Annotated in this window: 18 protein-coding genes; 6 read left to right on the top strand and 12 right to left on the bottom strand. The window is 63.9% G+C overall.

What is annotated here, in order from left to right:
- Nucleotides 1–236 precede the first annotated feature (236 nt).
- Nucleotides 237–1,142 (bottom strand): LysR family transcriptional regulator, encoded by a 906-nt coding sequence (locus PCO31010_RS16570; RefSeq protein ID WP_150577625.1) that lies wholly within the window; start codon nucleotides 1,140–1,142, stop codon nucleotides 237–239.
- Between the two features lie 128 nt (nucleotides 1,143–1,270).
- Here PCO31010_RS16570 and PCO31010_RS16565 point away from each other — a divergent pair, with 128 nt between their 5' ends.
- Genes PCO31010_RS16565 through PCO31010_RS16555 form a run of 3 tightly spaced genes read left to right on the top strand, consistent with a single transcriptional unit; the run spans nucleotide 1,271 to nucleotide 3,068 of the window.
- Entirely contained in the window at nucleotides 1,271–1,480 is a 210-nt protein-coding gene (locus tag PCO31010_RS16565; RefSeq protein ID WP_039400297.1) for a tautomerase family protein, read from the top strand.
- A complete protein-coding gene (locus PCO31010_RS16560; RefSeq protein WP_150665210.1) occupies nucleotides 1,480–2,310 on the top strand; it encodes a 2-keto-4-pentenoate hydratase in 831 nt (276 codons plus the stop codon). Before PCO31010_RS16565 ends, PCO31010_RS16560 begins: the two co-directional genes overlap by 1 nt.
- Nucleotides 2,307–3,068, top strand: a complete 762-nt coding sequence (locus PCO31010_RS16555; RefSeq protein WP_150665209.1) for a 2-keto-4-pentenoate hydratase — start codon at nucleotides 2,307–2,309, stop codon at nucleotides 3,066–3,068. Before PCO31010_RS16560 ends, PCO31010_RS16555 begins: the two co-directional genes overlap by 4 nt.
- A 111-nt stretch (nucleotides 3,069–3,179) precedes the next feature.
- On the opposite strand, the gene ribD is transcribed toward PCO31010_RS16555, so the two are convergent.
- The 5 genes from ribD to hemL all read right to left on the bottom strand — a co-directional run bounded on the left by ribD (nucleotide 3,180) and on the right by hemL (nucleotide 7,773).
- Nucleotides 3,180–4,277, bottom strand: coding sequence for a bifunctional diaminohydroxyphosphoribosylaminopyrimidine deaminase/5-amino-6-(5-phosphoribosylamino)uracil reductase RibD (gene ribD / locus PCO31010_RS16550; protein WP_150665208.1), 1,098 nt, complete (start codon nucleotides 4,275–4,277; stop codon nucleotides 3,180–3,182).
- Nucleotides 4,278–4,291: 14 nt separating this feature from the next.
- Complete coding sequence (locus PCO31010_RS16545; protein WP_150665207.1) at nucleotides 4,292–4,840, bottom strand: TPM domain-containing protein; 549 nt, start codon at nucleotides 4,838–4,840, stop codon at nucleotides 4,292–4,294.
- Between the two features lie 5 nt (nucleotides 4,841–4,845).
- Nucleotides 4,846–5,745, bottom strand: a complete 900-nt coding sequence (locus tag PCO31010_RS16540; protein ID WP_150665206.1) for a TPM domain-containing protein — start codon at nucleotides 5,743–5,745, stop codon at nucleotides 4,846–4,848.
- Between the two features lie 10 nt (nucleotides 5,746–5,755).
- Nucleotides 5,756–6,370 (bottom strand): LemA family protein, encoded by a 615-nt coding sequence (locus PCO31010_RS16535; protein WP_150665205.1) that lies wholly within the window; start codon nucleotides 6,368–6,370, stop codon nucleotides 5,756–5,758.
- A 98-nt stretch (nucleotides 6,371–6,468) separates the two neighbouring features.
- Complete coding sequence (hemL, locus tag PCO31010_RS16530; protein WP_150665204.1) at nucleotides 6,469–7,773, bottom strand: glutamate-1-semialdehyde 2,1-aminomutase; 1,305 nt, start codon at nucleotides 7,771–7,773, stop codon at nucleotides 6,469–6,471.
- A gap of 148 nt (nucleotides 7,774–7,921) precedes the next feature.
- Between hemL and rnk the strand changes: the two genes are divergently transcribed.
- Complete coding sequence (rnk, locus tag PCO31010_RS16525) at nucleotides 7,922–8,347, top strand: nucleoside diphosphate kinase regulator (protein WP_150665203.1); 426 nt, start codon at nucleotides 7,922–7,924, stop codon at nucleotides 8,345–8,347.
- Between the two features lie 83 nt (nucleotides 8,348–8,430).
- Here the strand turns inward: rnk and PCO31010_RS16520 are convergent, their stop codons facing one another.
- Entirely contained in the window at nucleotides 8,431–9,033 is a 603-nt protein-coding gene (locus tag PCO31010_RS16520; RefSeq protein WP_150665202.1) for a phosphatase PAP2 family protein, read from the bottom strand.
- A 580-nt stretch (nucleotides 9,034–9,613) separates the two neighbouring features.
- Here PCO31010_RS16520 and PCO31010_RS16515 point away from each other — a divergent pair.
- Complete coding sequence (locus tag PCO31010_RS16515) at nucleotides 9,614–9,808, top strand: hypothetical protein (RefSeq protein ID WP_150665201.1); 195 nt, start codon at nucleotides 9,614–9,616, stop codon at nucleotides 9,806–9,808.
- A 74-nt stretch (nucleotides 9,809–9,882) separates the two neighbouring features.
- On the top strand, nucleotides 9,883–12,624 hold the full coding sequence (gene mgtA, locus PCO31010_RS16510) for a magnesium-translocating P-type ATPase (protein ID WP_150665200.1): 2,742 nt from the start codon (nucleotides 9,883–9,885) through the stop codon (nucleotides 12,622–12,624).
- 82 nt (nucleotides 12,625–12,706) lie between these two features.
- Here mgtA and PCO31010_RS16505 read toward each other — a convergent pair whose 3' ends face one another.
- The 5 genes from PCO31010_RS16505 to edd form a co-directional block, all read right to left on the bottom strand.
- The gene (locus PCO31010_RS16505) at nucleotides 12,707–13,210 is read right to left on the bottom strand and encodes a hypothetical protein (protein ID WP_150665199.1); all 504 of its coding nucleotides are present in this window, start codon (nucleotides 13,208–13,210) and stop codon (nucleotides 12,707–12,709) included.
- Between the two features lie 80 nt (nucleotides 13,211–13,290).
- On the bottom strand, nucleotides 13,291–13,818 hold the full coding sequence (locus PCO31010_RS16500) for a helix-turn-helix domain-containing protein (protein ID WP_150665198.1): 528 nt from the start codon (nucleotides 13,816–13,818) through the stop codon (nucleotides 13,291–13,293).
- Between the two features lie 57 nt (nucleotides 13,819–13,875).
- Nucleotides 13,876–14,757 carry a 4-hydroxy-tetrahydrodipicolinate synthase gene (dapA, locus tag PCO31010_RS16495; RefSeq protein WP_174984834.1) on the bottom strand — a complete coding sequence of 294 codons (882 nt, stop codon included), beginning with the start codon at nucleotides 14,755–14,757 and terminating at the stop codon, nucleotides 13,876–13,878.
- 41 nt (nucleotides 14,758–14,798) lie between these two features.
- The gene (locus PCO31010_RS26660) at nucleotides 14,799–15,278 is read right to left on the bottom strand and encodes a hypothetical protein (RefSeq protein ID WP_174984831.1); all 480 of its coding nucleotides are present in this window, start codon (nucleotides 15,276–15,278) and stop codon (nucleotides 14,799–14,801) included.
- A 112-nt stretch (nucleotides 15,279–15,390) separates the two neighbouring features.
- Nucleotides 15,391–17,238, bottom strand: a complete 1,848-nt coding sequence (gene edd, locus PCO31010_RS16490) for a phosphogluconate dehydratase (RefSeq protein WP_174984828.1) — start codon at nucleotides 17,236–17,238, stop codon at nucleotides 15,391–15,393.
- Between the last annotated feature and the right edge of the window lie 142 nt (nucleotides 17,239–17,380).

The following is a 17,380-nucleotide window of genomic DNA, read 5'->3' as shown; positions in this document are numbered from 1 at the left end:
TTCAAAAGGGTCATAAGAAAAAAATAAGAGTCGTCACAGCGATTCTCCGTAGTACTACGCAGATTGGAAAATCCGCAAATGTCACGTGAATCGGTAAATGAGGGCCATGTTGAATGGATGCGACGAAATAGGCATCAGGACATTTTGGATACAATCCGGTGGGTATTGAAATCCAATCGTCGGCGCTTTGCATTCAGCCGTATCCGTGCGCATATATCTATGGATAGACGCCAGCCTTACATCGGCAGCGGGTGACGCCGGGTGCGCGATGCGCGGATCAGCGCGAGAAACGCGGCGAGAATCGGCGAATCGTCATCGCGCCGGTACATGCAGTTCAGTTCGATGGAGCGCAGCCGCTGCGACTTCAACGGCCGATACACCACGCCGGGCAATCGCAGATTCGCGGCCGACTCGGTCGTGACGCACACGCCAAAGCGACTCGCCACGAGTGCAATCGACGTCACCACATCCTCCACCTCCTGCTCTACGCGCAGCGTCACGCCCTCGGCGCGAAACGCGGCGGCCACTTCTTCTGCGAGTCCGGGCACCGGTGCGTTCGGGTAGAGAATCATCCGCTCGTTATCGAGATCGGCGAGCGTGAGCGATGCGCGCTTGCACAGCGGGTGCCCTTCGTACAGTGCGACGAGAAACGGCTCGCGGTGAATCCAGTCGACGACCAGATCCGGTTCGTCCGGAATCAGACGGTTGAAGCCGATGGCGATGCGCCGCTCACGCAGCGCCGCAATCTGTTCCGTCTTCGACAGGTTGTGCAGGCCGATTTTCACTTCGGGGCGCTCAGTGTGGAAGTCTGCGAGCAGTCGCGGAATCACATTGAGAATGCCGGAACTGAAGATGCCGACGTCGAGCCGCCCGATATACCCATCGCCCGCGAGCCGGGTTTGCTCTTCTGCGCGGCGCGTGAGCGAGAGGATGTTCGGCACCTCGGCGAGCAGCGTCTGCCCGGCGGCGGTCAGCGTCGCGCCTTTGGGCGTGCGCACGAAGAGCGCCGTGCCGAGTTGCGCCTCCAGTGCGTGGATATGACGGGTGAGCGGTGGCTGCGCCATGTTCAGCCGTTCGGCAGCGCGTCCGAAATGGCCCTCCTGCGCCACCGCGAGGAAGTACCGCATTTGCTTGATATCCATGATTCAGTGCCTCAACTCGATACCGAAATAGTATCGGAATCTGGAAATTTGGTATTGGACGGTATCTTTCCGCGCGCGCATCATGCCTGCACGAAGCCGCTCTATCGAGCATTTCAGGAGACAGCATCATGCCAATCGTACATATCAATCTGATCGAGGGCCGCGATGACGCTGCCGTCAAGGCCTGCGTGAAGGCCGTGGCGCGCACCGTGCACGAGACGCTCGGCGCGCCGCTCGAATCGATTCGCGTCTTCGCGACGCAGGTGCCGGCCGCCCACTGGGCGGTGGGCGAGCGCACGAAGGACGAGCCGGCAGCACCGGCCAAGGCGGGCGCGTAATGAGCAACGCTATCCAACGCGACGCAGCTACGCAGGCGCGTCTCCAGCAGGCCGCCGATGCGCTGCTCGAAGCCGAGCGCTCGCACCGCTTCATCGCCCCGCTGCGCGACACGTTCGCACCGCTCACCATCGACGACGCCTACGCCATCCAGCGCATCAACACCGAGCGACGCCTCGCGGCCGGTCGCCGTATCGTCGGCTGCAAGATCGGTCTGACGTCGGTCGCCGTGCAGAAGCAGCTCGGCGTTGACCAGCCTGATTTCGGCCTGTTGTTCGACGACATGGGCTATGGCGACGGTGAACCGATTCCCGCCTCGATCCTCACGCAACCGAAGATCGAAGCCGAGATTGCGTTCGTGATCGGCCGCGATCTGAACGTTGAGAATCCGGGCCAGCTGGATGTGCTCAATGCCATCGAGTACGCGCTGCCCGCGCTGGAAATCGTCGGCAGCCGCGTGGCCGACTGGAATATCCGCATTACCGACACGATTGCCGATAACGCTTCGTCGTCGGCCTATGTGATCGGCAACACGCCGAAGAAGCTCTCGGAATTCGACGTCCGCATGTGCGGCATGGTGCTTGAGCGTCGTGGCGAGCCGGTCTCGGTCGGCGCAGGCGCGGCCTGTCTGGGCAGCCCGATCAACGCCGTGGTGTGGCTCGCGCGCACGATGGCTGCGGTGGGCACGCCGCTGAGGGCAGGCGATCTGGTGCTTTCGGGCGCCCTTGGTCCGATGGCCGCCGTCACCCCGGGCGACATCTTCGAGACCCGCATCAATGGCCTGGGCTCGGTCCGCGCCGTCTTTGAACCTGCCAGCGAGGCTGCACGATGAGCCACATCCACGATTACGCCAAGCTGCTCGACGACGCAGCGCATTTCGCCCACGAAGTCGAACAGTTCGACACCGATAACCGCCTGTCGCTCGACGACGCCTACGCCATTCAGGCCGCCTCGCTGGCGCGCCGTGCCGAGCGTGGCGAGACGCGCGTCGGCGTGAAGATGGGCTTCACCAGCCGCGCGAAGATGATTCAGATGGGGCTGTCCGATGTGATCTGGGGACGTCTGACGTCCGGCATGCAGATCGAAGAGGGCACGTCCATCGACTTTAAGCGCTACGTGCATCCGCGCGTCGAGCCGGAAATCGCCTTCATTCTGAAGAAGCCGCTCGAAGGCAACGTCACCGGGCCGCAGGCGCTGGCAGCGGTCGAGGCGATCGCACCGGCCATCGAGATCATCGATTCGCGCTACAAGAACTTCAAGTTCACGTTGCCGGAAGTGATTGCCGATAACGCGTCGTCCAGCGGTTTCGTGATCGGCGCGTGGCATAGCCCGCACGTCGACTTCTCGAATCTGGGGCTGGCGATGTCGATCAACGGCCGCACCGTGCAGGTCGGTTCGACGGCGGCGCTGCTGGGTCATCCGCTGCGCTCGCTCGTAGCGGCGGCGCGTCTGTCGGCGGCGGCCGGTGAGCCGTTGCAGGCGGGCTGGATCGTGATGGCGGGCGGCGCGACACCGGCCGAGTACATCCAGCCGGGTCAGTACGTGTCGGTCGAGATGGAATCGCTCGGTCGCGTGGGCTTCCACGTCTGACGCATTCGTCGGTGAGTGCGGCAGACGTTTCTGCCGTGCCATGCAAAACGGGGCGCGCCATACGGCACGCCCCGTTTTTGTCTTTACTGTCCGACGAATTTCAGTAGTGCGTCAGTCCCGCTTCACCCGGGCCATCACACGCAGATCGGCCTCGATCATGCGCACGTCGGTGAATGTCAGTGCGAGCTTGTCGTCGAGCGAAGTGAGCGCGGGCAGGTTGAACATGCCTTGCGCGTCGCCGACGATGCTCGGCGCGAAGTACGTCAGCAGTTCGTCCACGCAACCTTCGCGCAGCAGCGAACCGTTGAGCTTGTAACCGGCTTCCACGTGGATTTCGTTGAACTGACGCTCGCCCAGCGCACGCAGTAGCGCAGGTAGCTCGACCTTGCCGTTGGGGTTCGGCAGATCGAGCACGTCGACGCCAAGATCGCGCAGCCGCGCCACGCGATCCGCATCGCCGTTGGCGCAGACCACTAGCGCATTGCCACCGGCCAGCACCTTTGCCGTCGGGGCGATGTCCAGACGTGAGTCGACGACGATACGCAGTGGCTGACGCGTCGTTTCCACCTCACGCACCGTCAGCGACGGATTGTCTTCGCGCACGGTGCCGATGCCCGTGAGAATCGCGCAGGCGCGTGCGCGCCATGCGTGGCCGTCGGCGCGTGCGGCCGGGCCGGTCAGCCACTGACTCACGCCGTTGTGCAGCGCCGTCTTGCCGTCGAGACTCGCTGCCACTTTCATGCGCACCCACGGCGTGCCGCGCGTCATGCGGGCGATGAACCCGATGTTCATCTCGCGCGCTTCGTTCTCCAGCAAACCGCAGCGCACGTCGATACCGGCGTCGCGCAGCATGCCCAGCCCGCGCCCGGCGACGAGCGGGTTCGGATCTTCCATCGCGGCGATCACGCGCTTCACGCCCGCGTCGATGAGCCCCTTGGCGCACGGCGGTGTGCGGCCGTAATGACTGCATGGTTCCAGCGTGACGTAGGCCGTCGCGCCGCGCACCGATTCGCCGCGCACGCGCGCATCCTTCATGGCCTGCACTTCGGCGTGATCCTGCCCGGCGGGCTGGGTGAAGCCTTCGCCGATAACACGGCCGTCCTGCACGATGACGCAGCCCACGCGCGGGTTCGGCGTCGTAGTGAACATCGCGCGCTCGGCCAGGGCCAGCGCGCGGCGCATGTAGTCAAAATCCTGATCGGAAAACATGAGACGTAAGATCGTCAGAGCATCAGCGGCCGGTCGGTCAGCGCATTGTCCGGGGCTGCGCCGGCTCGGGCCGGCAGGGATTCGCGCGCAATGCCGCGCAGGGTGTTCAGTGCGTCGAGCGCGCTCTGGACGTAGCGTTCATCGCGAAACCCGGCGCTCATCTGCTTCACGACGGCTTCCCACTTGGCATCGTCCACCAGCGCATTGACGCCTTTGTCGGCGATCAGCTCGATATCGTGATCGGCGATGTTGATATACAGCAGTATGCCTGTGCGCTCGCTGGTGTGCGCGACACCCAAATGGTGAAACAGTTGAACGGCGCGTTGACGGCACGTTTGCCCGCGCCACACGTTGGCGAGCGGCATGGCTGCTTCGATCACCAGCCGGATTTCGCAACGATGCTCCGATTCGGATTCGCGGATCGAGGCTTCCAGCGTGTCGAGTGCGTTGTCGGGAAATAGCCAGCGGGCATGTGCCCGCCAGGTGCCTGCGTGACGCAGCCAGCGCGACACGTCGTGCGGTTTCGGTTGCATTGCGACTGCCGGTTCGTGTGCTGTCGTCATCGTCTTCACCAGTTGCCGGACGAGCCGCCGCCGTCGAAACCGCCGCCGCCTCCGCCGCCAAAACCACCGCCCCCCCCGCCGCCACCGCCGCCACCGCCGTCGTTACGTCCCCAGCCACCGCCGAGTCCGCCGCCGATGCCTCCACCAATACCACCGATGCCGCCGAAACCACCGGGGCCGATGCGTCCGCGCTGACCGGTGAGTACGCGCGAGCGCGGGTCGTTGGGGTCGCTCGGCAAGCCGGGACCGCTGAAGCGCCGGCGGCCCTCCATGATCACCACCATTGCGATGATGAAGACGATGAAGAGCAGCGGGAGAAAATCGGACAAATCGGAGTGCGGTGCGCGCGTGGACGGCAGATTCGGTGCGGGCAACGCCTCGTTGTTCATGGCCGCCTGCACGGCCGCCGTTCCCGCCGCGATGCCGCCGAAGAAGTCGCCATTGCGGAAGTACGGTGCCATGACGTCGCGCAGAATGCGGCCCGAAATGGCGTCGGTGAGCGACCCTTGTACGCCGCGTCCGACCTCGATGCGCATCTTGCGCAAGTCGTTCGGGTTGTCCTTCGCGATCAGCATGATGACGCCATCGTCAACACCCTTGCGGCCCGCCTTCCAGGCGTCGGCGACACGGATGCTGTATTGATCGATGGTCTCGGGCGCGGTGCTCGGCAGCATCAGCACAAAGATCTGGCTGCCGCGTTGCTGCTCGTATTGCGCGAGCTGCGCCTCAAGTGCGTTGCGCTGCTCGGCGGTGAGCGTGCCGGTCAGATCGGTCACCCGCGCCGTCAGCGCGGGCACGGCCACCAGCGCTTCTGCGCTCGCGGGCAGCGCCAGCCAGCAAAGACTGGCCAGCGCGAGTGCCCACAACGCCCACACAAAGCGCTTCGGTTGCATGAGCGCTGTCATTGCCGCGGCCTCAGAACTTGACGGCCGGTGCCGTGGAAATCGCCTTCTCGTTATCCACGGTGAAGTTCGGCTTCGTGCCGTAACCGAACATCTTGGCCGTCAGATTGTTCGGGAACTGACGCACATACACGTTGTAGTCCTGCACGGACTGGATGTAACGATTGCGCGCGACCGTGATGCGGTTTTCCGTACCTTCGAGCTGCGATTGCAGGTCGCGGAACAGGCCGTCGGCCTTCAGGTTCGGGTAGTTCTCCGAGACGGCCATCAGGCGCGAGAGTGCGCCCGAGAGCTCACCCTGCGCTTGCTGGAAGCGCTTGAACGCTTCCGGATCGTTGAGCGTCTCCGGCGTGACGGTGATGCTCGTCGCCTTGGCGCGGGCGTTGATCACTTCGGTGAGCGTGGCCTGCTCGTGCGACGCGTAGCCCTTGACCGTGTTCACCAGGTTCGGCACCAGATCGGCACGTCGCTGGTACTGGTTGACGACCTCGCTCCAGGACGCCTTGACTGCTTCGTCCTTGACCTGAATCTCGTTGTATCCGCAGGAGGACAGCATCGACGCGAGAAGTCCCAGCGCGAGCCATCGCACCCAGGACTGACGACGAAGAATCGGCAGTAACATTTGCATGACGTTTTCCCCTTGTTATGACCGGACGGACATCCGGCAGACTGCGCAAAACGTGGCACGAACCACACTGCAAATGGTAGGCGAGCTCTCGGACGCGATCATGCAATCGTCCCAAACGCGTCGCGCGCCGCTTCGATCGTCGCATCGATGATCGTGTCGTCGTGCGTGGCCGACACGAACCCGGCTTCGAACGCGCTCGGTGCGAGGTAGACGCCGCGATCGAGCATGGCGTGGAAGAACTTGTTGAAGCGGGCGACGTCCGACGTCGTCACTTCGGCAAAGCTCTGCGGCACGTTGGCACGGAAGTACAGACCGAACATGCCGCCGACGCTGTCGCCGGAGAACGGCACACCGGCGGCCTGCGCGGCTTCGACGAGACCGCTCACGAGCTTCGATGTGCGCTTGGCCAGATCTTCGTAGAAGCCAGGCGCCTGAATCAGCTTGAGCGTGGCGAGCCCGGCGGCGACCGCCAGCGGGTTACCCGAGAGCGTGCCCGCCTGATAGACGCCACCGAGCGGGGCAAGATGCGACATGATGTCGCGGCGTCCGCCGAATGCGGCTGCGGGCATGCCGCCGCCGATCACCTTGCCCAGACACGTCAGGTCGGCCGTAATGCCGTAAAGCGCCTGTGCGCCGCCCAGACCGACGCGGAAACCGCACATCACTTCGTCGAAGATCAGCACGGCGCCGTGCGCGGTGCACAGCTCGCGCAGCGTCTGGAGGAAGTGACGCGAGCCGCGCACGAGATTCATGTTTCCCGCGACCGGCTCGACGATCACGGCCGCGATCTCGCCGCCCTGACCGGCGAACAGTTCACGCAGCTGTTCGACGTTGTTGTATTCGAGGACGAGCGTGTCGCGCGTGACTTCGGGCGGCACACCGGCCGAGGAGGGCGCGTTGCGCGTGGAGTCGGCAAACGTCAGCAGACCCGAACCGGCTTTCACCAGCAGGCTGTCGGCGTGGCCGTGGTAGCAGCCTTCGAACTTGACGATCTTGTTGCGACCCGTAAAGCCGCGTGCCAGACGCAGCGCGCTCATCGTGGCTTCGGTGCCCGAGGACACCAGACGCACTTGCTCGATGGACGGCACGAGACGGCAGATTTCTTCGGCCATCACGACTTCGGCTTCGGTCGGTGCGCCGAAGCTGAAACCCTGCGACATGGCCGTTTGCACGGCGGCGACGACTTCCGGATGCAGGTGGCCGACGATCATCGGGCCCCACGAGCCGATGTAGTCGATGTAGCGCACGCCTTCGGCGTCCCACATGTAGGGGCCTTGTGCGCGGGCGATGAAGCGCGGCGTGCCGCCAACCGAGCGGAAGGCGCGCACGGGCGAGTTCACACCGCCGGGAATGGTTTGCTGGGCGCGCTCGAACAGCGCGACATTCGTAGTGTTTTCGGACATGACTTCAGCTTTGCGGCGCATAGGCCTATTCACCTTAATGCGTCGATTCTAGCGGATGGCGTCAAAGTCCGGGACTTCTCGCGGCCGGGGGCTTCTGTTAGATTGAAGGCAACTTTCTCAACGCCAAGGAAATTCAAGGCCCTTCGACATGTCCACCGTCAACGCACAACGTCCTTCGATCACTGTCTCGTCTCTCGACCTCGATCGTCTTTATTCGGTCATCGAGAATGCGCCGCGCACGGCCCTGCCGTATGTGGAGGCACTCGAAACAGAGCTCACCCGGGCGAGCGTCGTCGAGCCGGAGCAAATGCCGGCCGATGTCGCCACGATGAATTCGGTGGTGCGCTATCGCGATCTGAGCACGCAGCAGGAGCACCGCGTGACGCTCGTGTATCCGCAGCATCTCGCCGCCACGGAAAACGGCATTTCGGTATTGGCGCCGGTGGGGAGCGCGTTACTGGGTCTGCGTGTCGGCCAGTCGATTCACTGGCAAGTGCCGGGCGGCCATCTCATCGAGCTGGAACTGCTTGGCCTCGACTATCAGCCTGAAGCCGCTGGCGAATACCACCGTTAATTCCCTTCTCCGCAGCACCATTGGGAGATTCGGATCTCCCGAGTCTCCCAGTCATCCCCTCTGCAATTTCCGCAACTCCCCGCTCAGCGACGTAGCCAGCCGCGCGAAATCGGCCATGCCAACAGGCGACGATAGATGCCTTCGAGGATCGCCGCGACGATACGGCTCGTCTCGCGTGCGCTCGCCGTGCGCATGATGAGCGCGACGACCAGCGACACCACCAGCGCGCCGAGCATGTCGACCGGCCAGTGCACGCCGAGGTAGATGCGCGCCCAGCACACGGGCAGCGCGCAAATCAGAAGGAGCTTGCCGAGCAGACGTGGCGTGCGGGCTACCGTACCCATCAGCACGAACGCCGACGTGAACATGATCGAGCCGTGGTTGCTCGGGAAGGCGCTCGTCGGCGCGTGTGCGAGCAGATTCGTGCCGAGGCCGACGACGAACGGTCGCGGCTCGAACCAGGCGAATCCGATAACGAAGTTGATCAGCAGCACGAGCGCCACGCCCAGCAGGCCATGCACCGCGCCTTCGCGGTCGCGTCCGCCCGCGAGCCACAGCGTGACGAGGCCCACCGGCAGCAGCAAGATCAGATATTTGGCAATGAAGACGGCGATGGCCAGTTCGCCATCGCTCACATCGTGCGAGGCGTTGATGGCGAGAAAGAGGGCGCGGTTGAGCGAATCCATGAACTCCGGGGGGAACGAAGGTCTGCCGGAGATTGGGAGTGCGGCCGGGCGCTTTAGCGGTGCCGGCGCCTCAACGGCCGCCGGCCGACGGTTTGTGACGATTGCGTGACAGATTCTGAATGACCCGTCGCCACGAGGAAAGTGCCATTTGTCATCATTTTGTAACACCTTGAATTGTCACTTTTCTTTCGACGCTCTCGGAGGTAGAATCGCGCCGTCATAGCTCTCAGGAGGTCCTTCCGTGGACAGTAGTTCTAGTGGTAGTTGCCGGTCGACCGAAGTCGACACCATCACCGCGAGTTAGTCCCCGGGATCTTCCCAGCCGCTAACTCGCATAGTCGGGTTGGCGCGCACCTCAGATGTACCTGTCGAATGCCCTCACCCCTTAGCCGCAGCACTCGCGCGACGAAGGGGTTTGTTGGGATGTACCGATAGCGTCCGTCTCTCGTAGCACGCTCCCTTATTGGTTTTACGTCTGCCGTTCGGGCTGTCCCGTCGTGCGCGTGCGTTCGCGTGTTTTGCATGAAACGCGAACCCGCCGCTCACGTCGGCCAGATGCCGTGCGGCCGGGAGATTCATCGTGTTCCGTTATTCCATGACCCTGCGCGGAGGCAATCCGCAAGCTTTGATGCTGCCGTCCCAGTGCCTGCATCACTATCACGTCGATCCGCACCCGGACGCGGCCCATGACGCGGCGCGTCCCGGTCTCGTGACGCGTGCCGGGCAGTGGCTGGCCTCGTTCGTGCGCCATCGCGAGAGCGTCAAGCAAGGCTGACCCCGCGTCTTTCCGTTGTTACGTGAGGCGCCGGGGGTTCTCCGGTGCCTCGCAAGCCATTTCAGGATGTATTCATGCAACAAGCTCTCACGCTCAGCGAGCGACTGATTGCGGTGCTTGGCGCGCGCCTCGGCCTGCGCTTCTTCCGTCGCCGCGACATGCTCGAAACGCTCGATGCGCCAGCCCATGGCCACGAGGCACCGCCGGGTCTGCTCGAAGCCGCACGCGACGCCGGGCCGGACCTGCTCGCGCGTCTGCGCACCACCCGCGACGGGCTGTCCGACGACGAAGCCGCCACGGTGCGTGCGCACGTAGGCCCCAACGAGGTCGAGCACGAAAAGCCGCTGCCCTGGTGGCGTCATCTCTTTAACTGCTACCGCAATCCGTTCAACCTGCTGCTCACTGCACTGGCCGCTGTGTCTTACGCGACCGACGACACCGAGGGAACGATCATCATCGCGGCGATGGTGATCATTTCCACGGTGTTGCGATTTGTGCAGGAAGCCCGCTCCAACAAGGCAGCGGAGAAGCTGAAGGCGATGGTGAGCACTACGGCGACCGTGCTGCGTCGTGAGCCGTTGATCGACGGTGCGGTCGAGCCGGAGAACGTGCGTCGCCTCGGACGCATGGGCCGTGAAATCGCGCTCGCGGACCTCGTGCCCGGCGATATCGTGCTGCTCGCGGCGGGCGACATGATTCCGGCCGACGTGCGAATCCTTACTGCCAAAGACCTGTTCGTCTCGCAGTCCGCGCTCACGGGCGAAGCATTGCCTGTGGAGAAATTCGCGCATCCCTGTGAGTCTGGCGGCAGCAACCCGCTCGCTTACGACAACCTCGCATTCATGGGGACGAACGTGGTGAGCGGCTCGGCCACGGCCGTCGTCGTCGCCACGGGCGGTCGCAGCTTCTTCGGCTCGCTTGCGCAGCGCGTGAGCGCGCAGCAACCGACCGTCACGTCGTTCCAACAAGGTGTGAACCGCGTATCTTGGGTGCTCATCCGCTTCATGCTGGTCATGACGCCCATCGTCCTGCTCATCAACGGTTTCACGAAGCACGACTGGCTCGAAGCGTCGCTCTTCGCGCTGTCGGTGGCCGTCGGCCTTACGCCCGAAATGCTGCCGATGATCGTGACGGCCACGCTCGCCAAGGGCGCGGTCGTGCTCTCGCGCAAGAAGGTGATCGTCAAGCGACTCGACGCGATCCAGAACTTCGGCGCGATGGACGTGCTCTGCACCGACAAGACCGGCACGCTCACGCAGGACAAGATCTGTCTGGAGCGTCACACCGACGTGTGGGGTAACTTCTCCGAAGATGTCCTCGAATACGCGTACCTCAACAGCTTCTATCAGACCGGTCTGAAGAACCTGCTCGATGTCGCTGTGCTCAATCACGCCGAGTTGCATCAGCGTCTGGACGTCGTCAATCGTTATCGCAAGATCGACGAAATCCCGTTCGATTTCCAGCGCCGTCGCATGTCGGTGGTGGTCAGTGAGAACGGCGATCACCACGAACTGATCTGCAAGGGTGCAGTGGAAGAGGTAATGGCGGTGTGCAACCGCGTGCAGCATGGCGCGAACGTCGAACCGCTCACGCCGGACGTGCTGGCGCAATTGCGTCGCGTGACGGCCCACCTGAACGCCGAAGGCCTGCGTGTGGTGGCGGTGGCGACGCGGCATCTGCCGCCGGTACGTGAGCGCTACAGCATCGCGGACGAAAGCGAGCTCGTGCTCGTTGGCTACATCGCCTTTCTCGATCCTCCCAAGGAGTCGACGGCACCGGCCCTCAAGGCGCTGGCGGCGGCAGGCGTGGACGTCAAGGTGCTCACGGGCGACAACGATCTCGTGACGGCCAAAGTCTGCCGCGAAGTCGGTTTGCCGGTGACGGCGTGCGTGCTGGGCGACGACATCGAAGCGATGAGCGACCCCGAACTTGCCAGGACCGTCGAGCGCGCCAACGTCTTCGCGAAGCTCACGCCTGCGCACAAGGAACGTCTCGTGCGCATGCTGCGCGCAAACGGTCACGTCGTGGGATTCATGGGCGACGGCATCAACGACGCCCCGGCACTGCGCGCGGCCGACATCGGCATTTCGGTGGATACCGCAGTCGACATCGCCAAGGAAGCGGCCGATCTGATCCTGCTGGAAAAGAGCCTGATGGTGCTGGAGCAGGGCGTGATCGAGGGACGCCGTACGTTCGCGAACATGCTCAAGTACATCAAGATGACGGCCAGCTCGAACTTCGGCAACGTCTTCTCGGTGCTGATTGCGAGCGCCTTCCTGCCGTTCCTGCCCATGCTGCCGTTGCAGTTGCTCACGCAGAATCTGCTGTACGACCTGTCGCAGACGACGATTCCGTTCGACAACGTCGATGCCGAACAACTGACCAAGCCGCAGCAGTGGAATCCGTCGGATCTGTCGCGTTTCATGGTGTTCTTCGGCCCGATCAGCTCGATCTTCGACGTGCTGACGTTCGTCGCCATGTGGCATCTGTTCGGCGCGAACAGTGCCGAGCATCAGACGTTGTTCCAGTCCGGCTGGTTCGTCGAAGGTCTGCTGTCCCAGACGCTGATCGTGCACCTGATCCGCACGCGCCGTCTGCCGTTCATCCAGAGTCGCGCCGCATGGCCGTTGCTGTTGATGACGGGCGCGGTGATGCTGATCGGCATCATGCTGCCGCTGTCGCCGTTCGCCGAGACTTTCAAGATGCAGGCGCTGCCGCTTGCGTACTTCCCGATGCTCGCCGCGATTCTGCTGGCGTACGCCGTGCTCACGCAGTTGATGAAGGGCGTGTTCGCGCGACGGTTCGGGTGGCAGTGACGTTGCTGCGGTAGCCGTCACAGAAAAAAGCCAGCGGCGAGTCGTTCACCGCTGGCTTTTTCACAGGGCTTCGATGCGAGGTTTAATCGTCGACCCAGGTGCCCGACGGCCGGTCGAAGTGCTGCGAACGCGGCGCGAAAACGTCACGGGCGTCGTCGAGTTCGAGGGTGACGTCGAGCGCGCCATCGTTGTCCTTCTTCGCGCTGCCGAGAGGATCATTGCAGCACAGCCACAGCGACACATCCTTGGGCATGCCTTCGACGCGGAACGACTTCTGATTGCCGACGAGGAACGGTTCGCCCTTCTCGCCGAAGCGCCCGACGAGTTGCCCCATCAGGGCGTCGTGGCCGTGATACGGATATTCGTCGTTACCTGAGACTTTGTGCAGATACGTCGCGCCGGAGTTGGGGGTACGGCCGTTGGCGTCGCGGCGGCCGAACTTGCGGTCGTCCGTGCGTGTGCACCACTCGCCGGACGCTCGCAGAATGACCTTCGGCGCGCTTTGCTCCCCGACCTTGTATCCCGTGTCCTGCCAGCCCTCGGTGGCGTACACCTTCATGCGCTTGTTGATGCGATCTGTCGTCATGACAACGCTCCATAGTTGACGGGGGGCCAAGAATGGATCGCCGACGGGTGGCCATCGGCGCTTTGCTACGCAATCTGCTGTCAGTTCGAGTGTAGACGCATCGCCTTGTCCGTCACCCCATAAGGGCGGAGGCCTGCCTCCAAACGGCGATTGGGCGAGAGCGCGATGCCAAGCTCGGCGTACAGCTCGTCGAACGCCTCGCGAGTGCCGACGAGCAACGCCGTCGTCTGCCCGCTGATGTCCGTGACCACGCTCACCAGCGTTCGCCCCTGAGACGTCTCGCGCGCAGCGACGAACTGCGTCGATGTGAGCGCGGCAAGTGTGGCGAATCGCTCGGCCTGCACCAGACCGCTGATCTGGAAGACCGGTTGTGCCGCGCCCGTCGAGCGGGGCGCAAAGCGGATGTTCACGCCGTCGCTGCGCACGCCCAATGCGGCAAAGAGCTTGTCTCTGCCTTGTGCGCCGAGTGCGCAGTGATCGCCATGCACCCAGCGCGATATGGTGTTGCCGGTGATGCCGGTCGCGTAAGCGAGCCTTGCCTGCGTGGTGCCCGAGAGCTTGATCAGCAGACGGGCGACGGTGCGGTGACGCCGTTCGATCTCATCCATTGCGAGTGTCCTGTCAGGTGCGGTCATGGACCACGTCGGGGCGGCATGCTGCCGATATCAGAACGCCATCGTGACTTCCAGTTGTGCGTCGATGTCCTTGCGAAGGGCGGTGGTGCACGGCATGAGCGGGCGGCGCACCGTGTCCTGGCAGAAGCCCAGCGATGCGAGGGCCGCTTTGATCGCCACCGGATTCGGCTCGGAGAACAGTCGTCGGATCAGCGGCTTCATGCCGTTGAAGAGTGTGTTCGCGTGATCCATGTCGCCTTCGCGCACGTAGCGCATCAGCTTGAGATAGAGGTCCGGGCGCACATGCGCTGCCGCCGAAATACATCCGACGGCACCGGCGCGCAGCGCGGGCAGGATCTGCATGTCGTCGCCGCACAGCACGCGCATCGTCACTTGCGCCGGGAGATGTGTGAGCGGGTGCGCATCGCACTCCTTGATGGCGGCGAACGACTCGTGCGATGCCAGCTCGCGGATCGTCTCCACGCCGAGCGTGACACCGGTGCGAAGCGGCACGTTATAGAGCACGAGCGGCTTGCGCGTACCGGCGGCAAGCGTGCGGTAGTGCCAGAGAATGCCTTCCTGCGAGGGGCGCAGGTAGTAGGGCGGCGGGACGAGGTAACCGGCGAGCGGCAGGTCGTCAAGACTGCGGATCTGACGCGCGGCATTCGTCGTGTCGGCGGCACCGACACCGGCGAGCACCGGCGCGTGTCCGTGAGCGAGGTGGCAGGCCGTCTCGACGAGACGGCGGCGCTCCTCATCGGTGAGCAGTGTGCCCTCGCCGGTGGTGCCTGCGACCACGAGGCCGTTTACGCCAGCGGCGAGGTAGTAGTCGACCAGACGTGCAAACGCGTTGTAGTCGATCTGAGCGCCATTGGCGCCTGACATGGGCGTGACGAGCGGAACCCACACGCCTTCGAAGATGGCTGTGTTCATAACCTGAAGCATCGGTGTTGGCGAAGATCGCCGGGAGGGTCTCAGACGGCCGGACGCAGGCGTAGTGCGCCGAATTCGGCTTCCGGCAGCGATTGCATGACGACGTCCATCGCCCGTGCCGCTTCGACGCGCGGCAAGGCAATCGACACCACAGCCGCCGTATCGCGCCGGATCGGACGAATCGTCTCGACACGCCATGGCAGTGGCAGGCTCATCGCCAGCGTGACGGCCAGCGAGGAGACGGCGGCGCGGCTGAGGGTGATGTCGAGCGTCGCGTCGAGGCGGGCGCGCGGGTTGTATCGATTGCGTTGACGCGCCACAGACACGGTCTCGGCGGACGGTGCGCCCAGCGTGGTCAGCGTACTGGCTGGCGTTGCGGCGACGGCGTTGTTGGCCGATTGCGCCGAACTGAGCGACGCACGGGCCGTGGCGGGTGTTGCGCTGTAAGCGCGCGAGGGATCAGCCGGAGTGGCGTTCGCACCAGGAGGTTCAAGGCTGACGCGTTGGGCGATTGAGGGCATGGCGACGTGTCGTTTTGACGACTGAAGTGACAACGAGGCCAGTCTAGGGAGGCGCAGGTAAAAAAGGCGTCAAGATTTTGACGCCTTGTTTGCCTGACGTTGAGCGGTGAGATCAGTCGTGTTTCGGGTACTGCGCGTCGTTGAACAGCACGCTTGCGCCATGCGGTGCGGTGCCGACGTTGTTTCGGAACAGCGAGAACATATTGCGCCACGGATCGAACGGTCGTTGCGGCACCGCCTCGGGCGTGCGCGCGGCGAGTGTGGCGTCGTCCACTTCGCAGTGCAGGGTATTCGTCTCGCAATCGATCTCGATGATGTCGCCATCCTGCACGCGCGCGAGCATGCCGCCTTCCTCCGCTTCGGGCGACAGATGGATGGCCGCAGGCACCTTGCCCGATGCCCCGGACATGCGACCGTCCGTGACCAGCGCGACGTGATGCCCTTCATCCTGCAAGAGCCCCAGCATCGGCATGAGCTTGTGCAGTTCGGGCATGCCGTTGGCACGCGGCCCCTGGAAGCGCACCACGACGATCACGTCGCGCGTCAGTTCGCCCGCCTTGAAGGCCGCTTGCGCCGACTCCTGATCGGAGAACACGCGCGCCGGTGCACGTACCTTCTGGTGTTCGGGCTTGACGGCGGACGACTTGATGACGGCGCGTCCCAGATTGCCTGCGAGCATGCGCAGGCCGCCCTCGGGCGCGAACGGTCGCGACGCCGGACGCACGATGTTTTCGTCGAGGCTTTTGGTCGGCGCTTCCTGCCACGACAGCACGTCGTCGCGCAGGAAGGCCTCCTGCGTGTAGGCACGCAGACCGTGTCCCATGACGGTCGTCACGTCGTTGTGCAAAAAGCCCGCATCGAGCAGTTCGCGAATGAGAAAACTCAGGCCACCGGCCGCATGGAATTGGTTCACGTCGGCCTTGCCGCTCGGATAGACGTGCGCGAGCAGCGGGGTGACGTCCGACAACTCGGCGAAGTCCTGCCAGTCGAGCAGAATGCCGCCTGCGTGGGCCATTGCGACCAGGTGCAGCGTGTGATTCGTCGACCCGCCGGTGGCAAGCAGACCGACGACGCCGTTGATGAACGCGCGCTCGTCCAGAATCTGCGACGTATTGATGCCCGACTTCGCGAGCGCTACCGCACGTGCCGTGGCGGCTTGCGTGAGCGCGTGTCGCAACGGCGTATGCGGGTTGACGAACGACGACCCGGGCAGATGTAGGCCCATGAATTCCATGAGCATCTGGTTGCTGTTCGCCGTGCCGTAGAACGTGCACGTGCCTTGGGCGTGATAGGCGGCGAGTTCGGCGTCGAGCAGGGCGGTGCGTGTGACGCGGCCCGCTGCATATTCCTGCCGGATGCGCGACTTCTCGTCGTTCGGCAACCCCGACGGCATCGGGCCTGCCGGGCTGAACACGGCGGGCAGATGGCCGAACGCCTGCGCGGCGATCACCAGCCCCGGCACGATCTTGTCACACACGCCGAGGAACATGGCGGCGTCGAACATCTGATGCGAGAGCGCGACGATGGCGGCCAGCGCGATCACGTCGCGCGAGAACAGCGACAGCTCCATGCCCGCATAGCCTTGCGTCACCCCATCGCACATGGCGGGGACGCCACCGGCGACCTGCGCGCTCGCACCATGCGCGCGTGCTGCGGATTTGATGATGTCGGGGAATTCGGCGAAGGGCGCGTGCGCCGAGAGCATGTCGTTGTATGCGGTGACGATGCCGACGTTGTGCGTACGCTCGGAGCGGATTTTCAGACGATCGTCGGCGGGGGCGGCGGCCAGTGCGTGGGCCAGATTCGCGCATCCGATCTTGTCGCGCCCGGGTTGCCCCTGCGTGGCGCGCGCGACGCCGTCGAGATAGGCCTGACGGGACGACCGGCTGCGCTCGATAAGGCGCTCGGTCACGCGTTGTACCACCGGATGCAGCGACACGTTATGCGAAGACTGGGTCATGAGGGATCCCGGGACGGACGTTGTGGGGCGGGAGGAAGCGCGGAATGCGTGCGAACTTTCGTGAATGTCGTTAACTCGCCACGCCATGAGGGCATGTAGTTAAAGCACGATATTTTGTTGAATTGCAGTGTAGTTAAACTAC

Source organism: Pandoraea commovens, assembly GCF_902459615.1.
Taxonomy (GTDB): Bacteria; Pseudomonadota; Gammaproteobacteria; order Burkholderiales; family Burkholderiaceae; genus Pandoraea; species Pandoraea commovens.
Note: the sequence above shows the minus strand (reverse complement) of the source record. Positions and strands in the feature narration are given on the sequence as shown.